Below are 14959 nucleotides of genomic sequence, written 5' to 3' on the forward strand. Positions count from 1 at the left end.
CACTTTCTCTGATTTCATAAAAGGAAAATGAAATCGTTTACATTTACATGTTATTATATTCCGAATTATGCGTCAATAACTATTTTTTCATTAGAAATAACTATTGATTTACTTGAACAATTTATATAAGGTAATAATGTAACGGTTTACATTACAGTATATTCTGATAAATAAAGGAGGTTTTCTCATTGAAATTAGGTGTTTTTACGGTACTCTTCTCCGATAAAAGTTTTGAAGATATGTTAAGTTATGTTTCTTCTAAGGGCATAGAAGCAATTGAATTAGGTACTGGTGGATATCCTGGCGATGCTCATTGTAAAGTGGATGAATTGTTAAACGATGATACGAAATTGGAGAGCTTTAAGCAAAAGATCAGTGATCATGGCTTAATCATTAGCGCGTTAAGCTGCCATGCAAATCCTCTGCACCCACAGAAAAAAATTGCTGGGCCAGCTGATGAATTATTTATAAAAACAATGCATCTTGCATCAAAATTAGATGTGCCTGTAGTAAATACATTCTCGGGATGTCCGGGTGATCATGAAAATGCCCTCTATCCTAATTGGCCAGTAGCACCTTGGCCACATGATTTCCAAGAAATATTAAAATGGCAATGGGAAGAAAAACTTATACCATACTGGAAAGAAAAAAATGATTTAGCACAAAAACTTAATGTCAAGATCGGTTTAGAACTACATGGTGGTTTCTCTGTACATACTCCTGCAACACTATTGCGATTAAGAGAAGCATGCGGACCTATGATTGGGGCTAACCTTGACCCTAGCCATATGTGGTGGCAAGGCATTGACCCAGTTGAGGCCATAAAAATTCTCGGACGTGAGAATGCCATCCATCATTTCCATGCAAAGGATACAATTATAGATCAGCAAAATATGAACCGAAATGGACTTACGGATATGACCGATTATGCCAATATGCGTGACCGCGCATGGTATTTTCGATCTGTTGGTTTTGGACACGATCAAAAAACTTGGGCCGACATCATTAGTATTCTACGATTATATGGATATGATTATGTAGTAAGTATCGAACATGAGGATGGATTAATGTCGATCGAAGAGGGGTTCACAAAAGCAGTTGAAAACTTAAAACCCATTATCGTGAAAGATTCTATCAGTCAGATGTGGTGGACGTAAAGCCATAAAGGGAACCGGGTTCTAGCCACAATTTTAAACTCAATAAGAACCTGGTGCCCTATTTAAAACACACCACCTAAATCAGTGCATCTGCCATTACAATCTCAAGCATCAGGTTTTCCCGTGCTCCTAGATTAAGTTCATACGGGGAAACATTTTCATTTACTTCATTATTGGTAATTCTGATCACTGGTCGACCAGCTGAATTATAATTATATTTTGAAACAATACCTGTACGACCATCATTTAATGTAACGGTTAAGCCCGGAGGATAAATGGCGATACATTCTCTAAACAAGTTAACTTGATGTGTGTCAAACTGCGTATCACTTCCCGCATACAAAATCTCGAGTCCTTGATGTGGCAACACTGCCGGTTTGAAGGCTCTTGGATTAGTTACTGTATCAAACACGTCTGCAACACTAACTATTTTCGCATACTTGTGAATTTCGTCACCTTTTAATCCCCTAGGATAGCCAGTACCATCTACTCTTTCGTGATGTTGAAATGCACAATGAGCAACTGTTAATGGAATTTCATGAATTTTTCGTAGTACCTCAAAACCTTTTTCACAATGTTGTTTGACTATGGCATTTTCCTCATTTGTTAATTCACCTTGTTTATTTAATAGTTCTAAAGGAACATGTACTTTTCCTAAATCATGTAGCATAGCTCCCATTCCGATTTCTTCCACATTTTTAAGAGGTAACCCATTTTCGAGTGCAAGCTGACACGCATATATAGAAACGTTCAATGAGTGATTGAATACGTAGTTTTCGTGTACTTTTGTTGTAGCCAATAAATTTAATGCATGCTGATTGTCCGTGAGTGATGCAACTATATCCTTAAAAACCTTTTGAAAGCTACGTATTGCTCTACTTGATTTCATCATTCCCTGAAGATTTGAGTTTGACTGATTCAAGTCCGTTAATGCTTGAAACCCCTCGGTAATTGTATGTAAAGCTTCCACACGTAACGCTTCTGGTATAGACTCAACAATTTCTATCCCTTCAGATACTTCGTCTTCTATGTAAATGGTTGAAACATTATACTTTTTCAATTTTGGGATGAGCCGATCTATCAGTTCTACTCCCTTTGCTAACAAAATTTTACCATTGTCATTCAATATTGGTTTACCCAATTTCATTCCTGGCTTGTACTTATCTATTTTTACTAATCGCATCGCCCAAACTCCCCACTTTAAGCTTAATGAGTCAATTGTACTTAAATTTTGCAACCTGTACATACTAAAGGTAATAATTAATAGTAGTCCTATTATATTATATTTAAAGATAAAAAAGAATAGCATTAGGCATCTAGGCCTAAAAATTTTTATATAATTAATAAATAAGTAAGTCCATTTTATACGTAAAGTAATCCGAACAGCGTTTATTTATGCTCTAGGCGGAACCTTTCCGTTCAAATCTATTAAATCGTTTTTTATTAAAAAACGATTTAATATCACATAATTATTTGGGGGTTTAATTGAAACAATTAATTTTGAACGACTCGAACATATAAACTCGTAACATCTGAGTGATTCTTCAACTTCTAAATATAAAAGAAAAGAGCACGTGATAGTGATGTCGTCACTACACGGGCTCTATTAATCTCACAATAAAGGTCGTTTTATACTGAAATATTATAATTAAATTGTCTCTACAAAATGCTTTAACACCCTCGCAGTTAGACCCCAAATTGTGTATTTTTCATAGTCGTAGAACCATTCTTCTATATCTCTCGGCCTCCATTGGTATTTGTCACCGTTGACAATTTTGTCATATGGAAAATCCATAGGTGGCATCGGCTGGACAGAAACTGTGTGCATGTAAGGCTCATGGTTTTTAAGCCAGCTGACTGGAATAGTGAATACCGCCTCGACCTCATGTCTGTTAAAAGATTCGATTTTATGATGGTCAATCGTTGCAACAAAGGGATAGACAACAAAAGATGGAGATGCAATGTATGCACTCATCTGTCCTAGAACTTGAATACATTTCGGATCGACCCCTAGCTCTTCATGTGTTTCTCTTATTGCAGCTTCCATTGGAGATGCATCTGTAGGATCGATTCGACCACCTGGAAAGCTGATGTCCCCTGGTTGCTTTCTCATGGTTAATGAACGCACCTCGAATAAAACATGCCATTCGTCATCCACTTGCACAAGTGGTATTAAAACAGCAAAACGTAGCGCTGTATCCTCTCCTATAAAAAGCGGCTGCTTGTAATGCAGTTCCTTCTTTAGCTTATCCAAAAACACGGAATCTCCCCCAATGATAAGTTTATTCTAATATCGTATCATTAAATTTACTATCCATAAATTAAATGGCACACTTCGTCAAATAAAGTTATCGTTTTCTTTTTTTCTTAACTAAAGTGGAGTATCAAACAAAATAAAAAAACACTCAGATATATGTTCTAAATCTGAGTGCTCTTATTGGAAACAAGTACGCTAATTAACGCACTTTTTCCTTTTTAAGCTGTTTGCTTCTCAACTGTCCACAGGCCGCATCAATATCTGTTCCATGTTCTTGACGAATTTTGCAGTTGACACCTCTTTTTTTCAGCGTGTCATAGAATGACAACACAGATTCCTGTTCACTTCTTTGGTACTGGCTATGTTCATCGACAGGATTATAAGGTATTAAGTTGACGTAAAGCTGGTCTTTTATGTCATTAAGTAAATCGGCAAGCTCTTCAGCTACCTCTTTTGTATCATTTACATCCTTAAGTAGAATATATTCAATCGTAATTCTACGGTTGTTTTTTGCTAAATAATATTTTAGAGATTCCATTAGCTTTTCAATTGGCATAGCTCGATTTATTTTCATAATTCTAGTTCGTAGTTCGTTATTTGGTGCATGTAAGGATATCGCTAGATTTACTGGAATCTTCGTATCTGTGAATTCATAGATTTTACCTACAATTCCACTTGTTGAAACAGTTATTTTCCTTGCAGCTATCGCTAGCCCTTTATGGTCAATAACTACGTTTAAGAAGTCTAACAAATTTGTAAAGTTATCAAATGGTTCCCCAATCCCCATTACGACAATATGGCTCACGATATCTTTTTGCTTCAATTGATCGAGATGCAATTGGATATTCATAATCTGTTCCACTATTTCTCCACTTGATAAATCACGACTTTTTGCGAGTAAGCCACTTGCACAGAAACTACAACCGATGTTACAGCCGACTTGAGTCGTCACACAAACGGAAATGCCGTATTTATGTCTCATCATAACTGTTTCGATCAAGTTTCCATCCTGTAGTCTAAACAAAAATTTCATCGTTCCATCGGCTGCTTCTTGTTTTACGTGCTCTGTTAACGTTTGTATTGTATAGTTATCTTGCAATAATTGAATACATTCTTCATGCACGTCTGTCATGTCGGCGAAATTAGTGACACGTTTTCTATATAACCAATCCCAAACCTTTAGCGCTCTAGACTTTTTGTGGCCATGCTCATGAAGCCACTCAATCAGTTGATTTAATGTTAATCCATATATAGATTTTTTGTTCATAACTATCCTCATCTCTTCCCTCATACTAACTTTAAAGGCCATCCAGTACTAATCCTGGTGCCAGACATTTAGATACTATTATAACATTTGCTGAAACAACTCTCTACAAAGCCATTGTTTAAGTGCTTACTACTTTAAGGTAGCAATGTCATGACAGCAAAGAAATGCAGTATAGATGCTGCAAGAACAAATACATGCCAAACTGCGTGATGGTAGGTAAATCCACGCCACACGTAGAAAACAGCTCCTACTGTATACAGGATTCCCCCAATTGCTAGAAGTATAATCCCTTGGGAAGATACATTCTCCAAAAGTGGTTTCCATCCAAATACCAATAACCAGCCCATAACGACGTATAATAAGGTAGAAGTATGCAAGAAACGTTTCACAAAAAAAGCTTTAAACACAGTACCCGCAATTGCAAGCCCCCACACTACACCAAACAATGTCCAACCTAATGTGCCTTTAATAGCAAGAAATAAGAAAGGTGTATAAGTACCTGCTATAAAAAAGTAGATAGCTGAGTGATCCATGATCTCAAAGAAATCTTTTACGCGTCCTGCTGGAAAACCGTGGACAAGTGTAGATGACAAATATAAAAGGATCATCGAAGAACCAAACAATGTAAAACTTACAACATGCCAAGCTGTTCCATGCATTACGGAGGATACGATTAATATTACAAGAGCAGCTACACTAAAAACAGCACCAATTCCATGAATAATCGCATTAGCTATCTCTTCACGCTTTGAAAAAATATGTGTATTACTCATCTTTTTACTCATCCCATTCTAATATTCTCTAAGTATAATATTATCACTTTTGGCGAATAAAAGCTGACAGGGACATGTGTCCAAAATCTTAAACATCCCAAAAGTTCTATATATAATCCACTAGGAACTCGTTTCATTCAAGGCCACTAAAGTAATCGCAGTAAACTTTTTATTATAATTTGTATTGCCTTCATTCAAATTTAGAACAGTAAGCTTCCAAACAACAACTATATCTCAATGGTATTATTCAGCAAAAAAAAAAGACACCCAAAATGGGCATCTCTTTTTATTTGCTAACTATGTTTAATTAATTCCTAAGAATTAAAGTTTTACAATGTTAACTGCTTGTGGTCCACGTTGACCATCTTCAACGTCAAATTCAACTTTTTGACCTTCGTCAAGAGATTTGAATCCGTCGCCTTGGATTGCTGAGAAATGAGCGAATACGTCGTTTCCACCTTCAACCTCGATAAATCCAAAACCTTTTTCTGCGTTAAACCATTTTACTGTACCTTGTGTCATGTAAAAAACCTCCATTTATGGTGAATAAAAAATTCACATATTACAAAAAGCTACCGAAGACTCACGATTACCTTTTGTAATATGTGAATTCATTGTTTCTATCTAAGCAATTTAATTATTATCTTTACTATATACCATTTCCACACAGAAAGATAGTAAATTGCTTATTATATTTTATTTAATATGTCTAACGTTTCTAAAACATGTTCAAGAAACATTTCAAGGTCACTTATTTGATCTTCATTTATTTTCTGTGTGAACCTAACTTCTATTGTGTTTGTATAGCTAGAAAGTTCTGTTCCAAATTCAAAACTTAGTGTTTGAGTTAACACTATGTCGTCTTCCCAAATATTTTTGATAGCTTGTTCTATTTCTTCACATTGCAGATCAGGATTTTGAATATTTTTGTTAAATTTCAACGCTAGTGTACAACCTATATTTTTATTTCTAATTTCGAGTATTTCACCTGCTAGATCCTCTAGAGATGCGTCTAAAATAATTTCCGCAGCTATGTCTGACTGGTCAACAAGAGTAAATTCAATCTTAAAAGTTCTAGCGATAATCGAAAGGTCCATTTGGTCAACCCGATTTTTGATATCTATCTTTCGTTCTAAGTTGTCTAAATCGTATACATGGTTTTCAAATGCCACTTTTAAATTTTCAAAGATAGTTGGATCGTACATATAATTTCCTCCCGGCTTGAGTGTCCTTTTACTATTCCCTATTTAGTCTACATACAGACACAGCGTAAAGTGAAATTTCAATCACTTTAGATATTCTTCATCCTCTATTTATTGAAAATAAGTATAGGTAAATACCAATGATTCACTCGAGAATATCTAACTAAACGACTCAGCATTACCTAAACAAAATATTTAGACGAAAATACATTTAATTTGTCAGATTATTTCCCAAGAAATAATGACAGAAAGCGCATTCTACTCTCTGTCAGAACTGAATAAAATCCTTTTATGTTAGTACTCAATGATTTGGGCAATTTCTATTTCTACATTAGATTGTTTTTCTTGAGTTTCTTTAAGCTGCTTTTGCAATTGGTCAGATATACTCGATAAATTTTGAAGTGTCTGTTCCATTCGGTCTATTGAATTGTTTATTTTGGAATGAGTTGACCATGCTGAAAAAATATCATCGAACACATAATCTGCAAACGTAACAAAACTTTCTCTTTCAATAGCTATGTTTTCGATACTGATTTTCTGGATATCTAAAAGTTCTGTATGAAATCGTTGTAAGGAACGCTGAGCATAGTGAATTGCTTCTTCCGATTCGTCAAGCTTACTATGTTTTAAAGAAGTGGCGATTATTCCTCCTCCTAAAAAGGTATCCCACGTAGAATAATCCTTAGCACCTTCAAGCGACTTTAACGCTCTCTTTAATGCTATTTTAGCTTCATTACCAGCTGTTATGGCTTCTATTATTTCACGGATACTTGTTGCAAGAATCGTCTTCTGTTCGTATAAGCTCTCGAGACGAGTCGCCTCAGCGTGATTATTTACAAGAAGCCATTGTTTCTTCTTTTCAATAATCTGTTCCCACTCCAAGTCAAGAGATTCCCAGTCCCCTTTTTCTAATTCTCTTTCGTTAACGGTTATATCCTTTTCCAAATCTATTACTGTTTTTTCAATTTCTCTATACTTTGCTTCTATAGCAGCTAGCTCGCTTATTTCCTTCTCTCGAATTACATCCTGCTTTCCAGTCCATGTTCTAACCACTTTCAAAATTGAAAACCTATCTAGATCTTCTACATCTTTTTGTTCTTCCTTTAATCTCGTCCAATATTCCTGCTTTTTATGTAATGCTGTTTCTAATTGCTCTGCCAGTGTTTGCTGCTTTCTTTTTGCCTTTTCCCTCTTATTAATCTCCATCTTTAAAACCGACTGACGCTCCTGTAGTTCTTCCCACATGTAAATCCCCTCCTCCCTTTTATACGTATAAGTAGATATATTGTTTCAACTAAGAGTATTAAAAGTAACCTGGAAATATAAAGTTATTTAATTTATCAAAATATTATATATTAATAAAAGTAATTGTGGTAATAAAGATATAAAATTATTTATAATTCAGCTTCATCATGATAAAAAATAGTCGATAATAACCACATGAACTAAATAGTAACGAGAAGAGGTATATAAATGAGTATAGGAAAAAAGTTAAATCTATCCTTCATAGCAATGATATTATTACTTTTTGTATCAACTGGTATGGCAATATTAAGTTCAACAAATGTAAAAGACAAAGTGGATGAGGCCCTAGACGATCGGGTAAAACAAATACTTGTTATTGAAGAAATTCGAGTAGGGATTGGAATGCAAGGACAATATGTCCGGGCTTTACTAACAGATAACACACCTGAAACATTAGAGAAACTAGAATATTATGCTAACTATGTTGATGAACGAATCATTGAAATCGATGGCATGTCATCTTCAGACACGATGGCAGAGTTAATAGAACAATTAAATGCACATAATGAGGCATTCAACATTGCAACTTCTACCTATTTAGGATATGCGGAAGAAAAAAATAAAGAGGCGGGTACAGAGATACTTAATACAGATATCGCTAAAGCAAATGACGATATTCTTCAAGTGACTGAACAAATAATGGAGTATCAGGATGAACAATTAGAGATTTTAACGGATGAAACGAATGATGCTTTAAGTCTATCAACAACTATCTCGATTGTAATGTGTATCATTAGTATAATTATAGGGATTTTATTAGTTTTATTCGTACATAAAAAAATAACTTTACCATTAAAAGCTATGGCTAGTATTTCCCATTCAATCGCTAATGGTGACTTATCTCAAAATGATATACCTGTCGAATCACAAGATGAAATTGGACAATTAGCAACTGCTAATAATTTGATGAAAAATAACCTTCGTTCTTTACTCGGACGGATCCAAGAAAACTCCGAACATTTGAGTGCAGCAGCTGAAGAATTGTCTGCTAGCACCGAGGAAGTTACTGCTTCCACAACGGAAATGGCTAATCGCGCAAATGATACACTTCATGCTTCAACATCTGCTGCGCAATCAGCTAGCGAAAGTGCCTTAGCAATGGAAGAAACTGCAACTGGAGTTCAACGTATCGCAGAATCCACACAAAGCTTGAACGAAAGCTCTAAAGAAACCTATCATACAGCAATATCTGGTGGAAAAATCATCGATCAAGCTAGTAATCAAATGAATACGATCAATCATTCATCTAATATGGTAAATGAGTTAGTCCAAAGACTAAGTAAACAAACTGCTGAAATTGAAAATATTACAAATGTAATTACCGCAATAACTGATCAAACCAATTTACTTGCATTAAATGCTGCTATTGAGGCTGCACGTGCTGGCGAACAAGGGAAAGGATTTGCAGTAGTTGCCGATGAAGTTCGAAAGTTAGCAGAGGAATCTAAGTTATCTGCCAACCAAATTGTTGAGTTAATCCAAGAGATTAAGGGCGATATGGAAAACGTTGAGAAAGCAGCGGAAGAATCTTTAACCTCTGTATCAGATGGTGTAAAAATTATTGGTCAAGCAGGGATTTCTTTCGAAGGAATCGTAACCGCAGTAGAAAAGATGAATATCCAGATTGAAGAAATTTCTGCAACCTCTGAGGAAATTTCTGCATCAGCTGAACAGGTATCAGCTTCTGCAAATGAAATTGCAACTGGCACAACAAATGCATCTGCTAATATCGAAAGTATTGCTGCTGCAATCGAGGAGCAAACAGCGACGATGGAACAAGTAAGTGGAGTAGCCGTAGAACTTAGTCAAAATGCCTTAGAACTACAGGATGAAATACAAAAATTCAAACTTTCTTAATGAAAGTTATATGATGTGGAACCCTTGATCACTTTGTTATCGAGGGTTCCTTTTTGTATTAAGTTTTTTTATTACTTACCTAACACTTCTATACAAATCTCTATCGATCGTTTTAAATCAACGTGGGACCAGCTTGGTATTTTCCCATGTTGGATGGCTAACTCATGAGAAGCTGGTATATGAATGAATCCCGAGGGTACGTCTAGATTGTTCATTTTTGCATAATGTAAAGCTTCATACATGACGTTATTGCACAGGTATGTACCTGCAGTATTCGATATTGCAGCAGGGAGACCTTCTTTTATAAGTTCATCGACCATCGAACGGATAGGCAGCGTAGAAAAGTATCCAGTTTCTCCATCAATTTGGATTGTTTCGTCCAATGGTATTTGGCCTTGATTGTCTGCGGCTCCATCTTTCACATTGATCGCAACACGTTCTGGAGTAATTTTATATCTTCCTCCAGCTAATCCCAAGGAGATAACTGCATCTGGTTTTAACTCCTTTAGATAATGAATAAGCTGGTCTCCAGACTGTGAAAAGTCAACTGATAGAACCCTACTCATCACCTCATATCTCCCTATTTTTGTTCCGTTTAATTCCTCTACAATTTTCATGGTCGGATTCACCGTGAATGATAAAAATGGTTCAAATCCAGTTAATAGTAGTTTCTTCATCCTTAACCCTCTCTTCCTCTGATGAATTTTTATGTCCAATGCATTGGTCGCATAACAGTTGATGGCAACTTAGTTTGGTCATTTCCCTTAGCAGAGTTAACCTGAACTTGTGTGAGGAATATTGCTCCCGTCAGATCCGCTCCACTTAGATTAGCATCTCGGAAGTCTGCCCCAATTAAATCTGCATGTCTCATATCAGCATTTTGAAGGTTTGCAGCAATTAGGTAAGCACCTCTAAAATTTACACCTCTAAGATCTACTCCTCGTAAATTAGCTCCTAGAAGATCTGCTCTGCTACGATCTTTTTTCCTATTACTAGTTGAACCTTTATCTTTACGAACTAGTTCACTTGTTTTTGCGAGTAAGAGGTTCACCCTAGCACGATGCACTGGAATGTTTAACTCCAAGAGCAAATCAGAGCTAAGCAACGTAAGTCTTTCGGTTTCATCTATTGCATGATTAAGTTCTTTATGAATAGTAATCGTTTCTTCCTTTGTACGAGCCTCTGTAAGATATGAAAGTATTTCATGAAGCTCCTGCATAATTGGAAAAACGTCAAACATTTCCCTCGCTATTTCTGGACTCTCTCGCCAGCTTACTCCCTTGAAAGTAACTTGCGAAACCTTTTGCCCCGCCCCGTAGCATTCAAATACTGTACAGCCTTTATATCCTTCTTGCCTAAGCTTTTTATGTACACCACAACGGTAGTCTGTTTGAAGATTCGTGCACGGTGTACCAGCTAGTTTATCAGCAGCAAAGTCTACTGATGCAGCAAAATGGAGTCCCACACAGCATAAAGCAAAGCAGTTTTCACAGTCAGCGCGTAGATTATGTGTAGTATTGGACAATTTTTACACTTCCTTCAATTTGTTCTGTTCTAATCACCCTAAATTACAGAGTCTATTTTAAATAATAAGATACTAATAGTTTACCAAAATTACAATTTGCTCGTTACAAGTTTTTAAGCCAACAAAAAAAGAGACACTCTCGAAAGAGCATCTCTTTATACAGTATTATCTTTACTTAAAAATCTTAAGAATTAAAGTTTTACGATGTTTACTGCTTGTGGTCCACGTTGACCATCTTCAACGTCAAATTCAACTTTTTGACCTTCGTCAAGAGATTTGAATCCTTCGCCTTGGATTGCTGAGAAATGAGCGAATACGTCGTTTCCACCTTCAACCTCGATAAATCCAAAACCTTTTTCTGCGTTAAACCATTTTACTGTACCTTGTGTCATGTAAAAAACCTCCATTTTGGTGAATAAAAAAATTCACATATTGCAAAAAGCTACCGAAGACTCACGATTACCTTTTGTAATATGTGAATTCATTGTTTCTATACTAAGCAATTTAATTATTGTCCTAACTATATAACACATTTTGGGATTTGTCCAATGAAATGATTAATAAATGAAAAACAATTTAAACAGCTAGCCTACAAACTATCCAACTACATAGAATTTATCCTTATAAGCGTGGTATGATGAATAAATAAACTGCTACAATTTTTAGAATGAATAATGATTAATCACATTACATGATACAAAATCTGTATATAATTCGTTTAAAATACACCTTCTATTATTTCATGAAATATGTAATACATAGTTGTTAAGGAGAGTTCTTTATATGAACGAAAGCTTATCTCAAATAGATTACCGTGAGATAATGGAGTATTCACGTGATCCGTTAATTATTCATACTAACCTTAAAATAATTGACGTGAACCATGTCGCGGTAGATTTTTTCAGAGCAACCAAAGATAAAATCATTGGAGCAAGTCCTTTAGATATTTTTCAGGAAGCTTCTAAATTAGCTATTGAAAAAAGAATAGAATCTGCCTACCAACAACCAGCCAAAGTTATTGAAGAAACAATTTACCGAATGGATGGGACTACTGTAGAAGTTGAATTATATTGTCATCCCGTTCAAATTGGGAAGACAAAAGCAATACAAACGTATGTTAGAGATATTACCGTGCGTAAAGAAAAAGAATTGAAGCAACATGAAATTATGAAAGAAATCAATGAATTATCAGCTACACTGGTTCCTGTATTAAATGGAATCGCTATATTGCCTTTAATGGGTTCAATTGATGAGGATCGAGCAAAACAACTACTAGATGAAGTACCATTTAAAGTACAAGAACAAGACATTAATTTCTTAATCATTGATTTTTCTGGCATGTATACATTAAACAGTGTTGTGACAGATTATCTATTTAAGATTAATAACGTCCTTTCCTTGCTTGGTGTACGTTCAATTATTACAGGGTTAAGACCACAATTGGCTCTAACGGCAATACAGTTAGATTATAAGCTAGACTCCATTCCTACCAAGTCTACAGTTAAGCAAGCTCTACATTCTTTAGGTATCAATCAAAACCTTACTATCCCACTGGATATAAAATAATAACCAAAAAGTGCAGACTTCGTGAACAATGAAGTCTGCATTTTTATTAATCTTCCTCATTAATAATAATTTTACGTCCTTTAAGTTTCAACAATAACGGGACTAATAACCAAGCCGCTGCAGCAAGGATAAATAGTAGCGATAATGGCTTTGTCACAAATATACTAAAGTCGCCATTGGATATCGTTAACGCCCTACGCATATTGTTCTCAATCATTGGTCCTAATACAAGAGCCAGCACTAAAGGTGCAACTGGGTAGTCATTCTTTGAGAGTAAATAACCTAACACTCCACATCCTAACAATAAATAGAGGTCAAATGTCGTATACTGTACCGCATATACTCCAAAAAAAGAAATGGCAATTATCATTGGCAATAAATACTTTTTCGGTGTTTGAATAATTTTTGCAAAGACCCGAACTAGTGGCATATTCAGCAAAAGTAGCATCAAATTCCCGATGAACATACTAGCTATAAGCCCCCAAGCAACCTCAGGGTGTTCATCAAATAATAATGGGCCAGGCTGGATGTTATACATGATAAGTGCACCCATCAATATCGCAGTTGTTCCGGACCCTGGTATCCCCAGAGTTAGTAGTGGAATCATTGCACCACCAGAAGCGGCATTATTTGCTGATTCTGGCCCTGCTACTCCCGCAATATGCCCTTTTCCAAATTTTTCAGGGTTCTTACTTAACTTTTTCTCCGTAGTATACGAGAAAAATGATGCTAGTGTTGCTCCTGCTCCCGGTAAAACCCCTATAAAGAAACCGAGTAATGATCCACGAACGATTGGGACTGTACTATCTTTCATATCCTGTTTTGTTGGTAATATTCGATTAATCTTTGCTATACTACCTGTTTCCTCGTCTTTTTCTAAAACTGTTTTTACAACTTCACCAAGTGCAAATAATCCAACAGCAATTGTTAAAAACTCCAACCCGGAAAATAGAATAGGCTGGTCATATGTAAATCGAGCAATACCTGAAACTGCATCTATTCCGATCGTCCCCAACATAAGTCCGAATACTGTCATCATTATTGCCTTTGTCATCGATTTTCCCGCTAAACCACTAACCGCAGCTAGGCCTAATAACATGAGGGAAAAATACTCCGCTGGTCCAAACTTTATCGCAACATTGGACAACGGCTCTGCTAGAAGTACTAATCCGATAAGGGAAATGATACCCGCCACAAATGACCCAATTGCTGAGATAGCAAGTGCAGCTCCCGCTCTCCCTTGCTGCGCCATCTGATATCCATCTAAAGTCGTCACGACCGAGGATGATTCTCCTGGTGTGTTAAGTAAAATTGAAGTAGTGGATCCACCATACATGGCTCCGTAATATACTCCTGCTAGTAAAATAATTGAGCTAGCGGCTGCTGCTCCCGTTGGCATTCCCGAAGTAATCGTTGCTGTTACAGGAATAAGGAGAGCGACACCACTCATTGGACCGATACCTGGTAAGACACCGACTGCTGTCCCAATAATAACTCCGATTAATGCGAACAGAATATTATGCCACTGAAACGCAACACCGAATCCATCCGCTAAAAATTGTAATGTGTCCATTGCTAAACCCCTTCCCTAAAACAGTGGAAACCCTGGTAACGAACCACCCAGAAGCTCCGAAAACATATAATAAATACCAACAGAAAAAACAGTAGAAATAATTATCGAATAGATTACTTTACCTCGTTCTAATGTTTGGAAAGCAATTAGTAAAAAAAGAAATGTAGAAACGACATATCCTATTTTCTCTAAGAAAAATGCATATAAAAGAGCACTCCCAAAAATAATAAAAAACTTCTTATACTGCAGTTTATCTTTTGTAGAATCCTCTGTTTTATATTTAAAAGTTTCATATAATAAGCGAATACTTAGCAGGGTCAAAATAAGTCCAAGGCCCATTGGGAATATCTTCGGACCGACAGATGATCCATATGCACTGTCCGAAATTTTTTGACTCTCAATGAAAAAAAGTATACCAATTAATAAAAAAGCAATTCCTGCGACTCTATCAAATTTTTTGTTCATGGTTATTCCTCC

General features: G+C 36.0%; 15 protein-coding genes. 3 read left to right on the forward strand and 12 right to left on the reverse strand.

Annotation, left to right across the window (positions count from 1 at the left end; all coding sequences use genetic code 11):
• Positions 1 to 188: 188 nt before the first annotated feature.
• The gene (locus tag MKY29_RS18895; RefSeq protein WP_340880552.1) at positions 189 to 1157 is read left to right on the forward strand and encodes a sugar phosphate isomerase/epimerase family protein; all 969 of its coding nucleotides are present in this window, start codon (positions 189 to 191) and stop codon (positions 1155 to 1157) included.
• Positions 1158 to 1233: 76 nt separating this feature from the next.
• Here MKY29_RS18895 and MKY29_RS18900 read toward each other — a convergent pair whose 3' ends face one another.
• The 7 genes from MKY29_RS18900 to MKY29_RS18930 form a co-directional block, all read right to left on the reverse strand.
• Positions 1234 to 2340: an HD-GYP domain-containing protein gene (locus tag MKY29_RS18900; protein WP_340880553.1), complete on the reverse strand. Its 1107-nt coding sequence runs from the start codon at positions 2338 to 2340 to the stop codon at positions 1234 to 1236.
• 465 nt (positions 2341 to 2805) lie between these two features.
• Positions 2806 to 3417: an NUDIX hydrolase gene (locus tag MKY29_RS18905; protein WP_340880554.1), complete on the reverse strand. Its 612-nt coding sequence runs from the start codon at positions 3415 to 3417 to the stop codon at positions 2806 to 2808.
• A gap of 196 nt (positions 3418 to 3613) precedes the next feature.
• A complete protein-coding gene (gene rlmN / locus MKY29_RS18910) occupies positions 3614 to 4681 on the reverse strand; it encodes a 23S rRNA (adenine(2503)-C(2))-methyltransferase RlmN (protein WP_090569160.1) in 1068 nt (355 codons plus the stop codon).
• Positions 4682 to 4815: 134 nt separating this feature from the next.
• On the reverse strand, positions 4816 to 5454 hold the full coding sequence (trhA, locus tag MKY29_RS18915; RefSeq protein ID WP_340880555.1) for a PAQR family membrane homeostasis protein TrhA: 639 nt from the start codon (positions 5452 to 5454) through the stop codon (positions 4816 to 4818).
• Positions 5455 to 5775: 321 nt separating this feature from the next.
• The gene (locus MKY29_RS18920) at positions 5776 to 5976 is read right to left on the reverse strand and encodes a cold-shock protein (RefSeq protein WP_090568691.1); all 201 of its coding nucleotides are present in this window, start codon (positions 5974 to 5976) and stop codon (positions 5776 to 5778) included.
• Between the two features lie 167 nt (positions 5977 to 6143).
• Positions 6144 to 6659, reverse strand: coding sequence for a hypothetical protein (locus MKY29_RS18925; protein WP_093495900.1), 516 nt, complete (start codon positions 6657 to 6659; stop codon positions 6144 to 6146).
• A 291-nt stretch (positions 6660 to 6950) separates the two neighbouring features.
• Complete coding sequence (locus MKY29_RS18930) at positions 6951 to 7901, reverse strand: hypothetical protein (protein ID WP_340880556.1); 951 nt, start codon at positions 7899 to 7901, stop codon at positions 6951 to 6953.
• Positions 7902 to 8129: 228 nt separating this feature from the next.
• Between MKY29_RS18930 and MKY29_RS18935 the strand changes: the two genes are divergently transcribed.
• Entirely contained in the window at positions 8130 to 9818 is a 1689-nt protein-coding gene (locus MKY29_RS18935) for a methyl-accepting chemotaxis protein (protein ID WP_093495898.1), read from the forward strand.
• Between the two features lie 71 nt (positions 9819 to 9889).
• Here MKY29_RS18935 and pcp read toward each other — a convergent pair whose 3' ends face one another.
• The 3 genes from pcp to MKY29_RS18950 all read right to left on the reverse strand — a co-directional run bounded on the left by pcp (position 9890) and on the right by MKY29_RS18950 (position 11735).
• Positions 9890 to 10495, reverse strand: coding sequence for a pyroglutamyl-peptidase I (gene pcp / locus MKY29_RS18940; RefSeq protein ID WP_340880557.1), 606 nt, complete (start codon positions 10493 to 10495; stop codon positions 9890 to 9892).
• Between the two features lie 29 nt (positions 10496 to 10524).
• Positions 10525 to 11343: a pentapeptide repeat-containing protein gene (locus MKY29_RS18945; protein WP_093495896.1), complete on the reverse strand. Its 819-nt coding sequence runs from the start codon at positions 11341 to 11343 to the stop codon at positions 10525 to 10527.
• 191 nt (positions 11344 to 11534) lie between these two features.
• Entirely contained in the window at positions 11535 to 11735 is a 201-nt protein-coding gene (locus tag MKY29_RS18950) for a cold-shock protein (RefSeq protein WP_090568674.1), read from the reverse strand.
• 391 nt (positions 11736 to 12126) lie between these two features.
• Here MKY29_RS18950 and MKY29_RS18955 point away from each other — a divergent pair, with 391 nt between their 5' ends.
• Positions 12127 to 12909: a PAS domain S-box protein gene (locus tag MKY29_RS18955; RefSeq protein WP_241600142.1), complete on the forward strand. Its 783-nt coding sequence runs from the start codon at positions 12127 to 12129 to the stop codon at positions 12907 to 12909.
• A 46-nt stretch (positions 12910 to 12955) separates the two neighbouring features.
• On the opposite strand, the gene MKY29_RS18960 is transcribed toward MKY29_RS18955, so the two are convergent.
• Positions 12956 to 14482 carry a tripartite tricarboxylate transporter permease gene (locus MKY29_RS18960; RefSeq protein ID WP_241600144.1) on the reverse strand — a complete coding sequence of 509 codons (1527 nt, stop codon included), beginning with the start codon at positions 14480 to 14482 and terminating at the stop codon, positions 12956 to 12958.
• 15 nt (positions 14483 to 14497) lie between these two features.
• On the reverse strand, positions 14498 to 14947 hold the full coding sequence (locus MKY29_RS18965) for a tripartite tricarboxylate transporter TctB family protein (protein WP_090568663.1): 450 nt from the start codon (positions 14945 to 14947) through the stop codon (positions 14498 to 14500).
• Between the last annotated feature and the right edge of the window lie 12 nt (positions 14948 to 14959).

Origin of the sequence: Psychrobacillus sp. FSL K6-2365, from assembly GCF_038003165.1 — a bacterium.
Classification (GTDB): domain Bacteria; phylum Bacillota; class Bacilli; order Bacillales_A; family Planococcaceae; genus Psychrobacillus; species Psychrobacillus psychrodurans.

What these genes read in the sequence shown, in the direction of transcription:
- MKY29_RS18900 (WP_340880553.1), bottom strand. Translation starts at nt 2,340, where the DNA reads ATGCGATTAGTAAAAATAGATAAGTACAAGCCAGGAATGAAATTGGGT.
- rlmN (WP_090569160.1), bottom strand. Translation starts at nt 4,681, where the DNA reads ATGAACAAAAAATCTATATATGGATTAACATTAAATCAACTGATTGAG.
- trhA (WP_340880555.1), bottom strand. Translation starts at nt 5,454, where the DNA reads ATGAGTAATACACATATTTTTTCAAAGCGTGAAGAGATAGCTAATGCG.
- MKY29_RS18920 (WP_090568691.1), bottom strand. Translation starts at nt 5,976, where the DNA reads ATGACACAAGGTACAGTAAAATGGTTTAACGCAGAAAAAGGTTTTGGA.
- MKY29_RS18925 (WP_093495900.1), bottom strand. Translation starts at nt 6,659, where the DNA reads ATGTACGATCCAACTATCTTTGAAAATTTAAAAGTGGCATTTGAAAAC.
- MKY29_RS18930 (WP_340880556.1), bottom strand. Translation starts at nt 7,901, where the DNA reads ATGTGGGAAGAACTACAGGAGCGTCAGTCGGTTTTAAAGATGGAGATT.
- MKY29_RS18935 (WP_093495898.1), top strand. Translation starts at nt 8,130, where the DNA reads ATGAGTATAGGAAAAAAGTTAAATCTATCCTTCATAGCAATGATATTA.
- pcp (WP_340880557.1), bottom strand. Translation starts at nt 10,495, where the DNA reads ATGAAGAAACTACTATTAACTGGATTTGAACCATTTTTATCATTCACG.
- MKY29_RS18950 (WP_090568674.1), bottom strand. Translation starts at nt 11,735, where the DNA reads ATGACACAAGGTACAGTAAAATGGTTTAACGCAGAAAAAGGTTTTGGA.
- MKY29_RS18955 (WP_241600142.1), top strand. Translation starts at nt 12,127, where the DNA reads ATGAACGAAAGCTTATCTCAAATAGATTACCGTGAGATAATGGAGTAT.
- MKY29_RS18960 (WP_241600144.1), bottom strand. Translation starts at nt 14,482, where the DNA reads ATGGACACATTACAATTTTTAGCGGATGGATTCGGTGTTGCGTTTCAG.
- MKY29_RS18965 (WP_090568663.1), bottom strand. Translation starts at nt 14,947, where the DNA reads ATGAACAAAAAATTTGATAGAGTCGCAGGAATTGCTTTTTTATTAATT.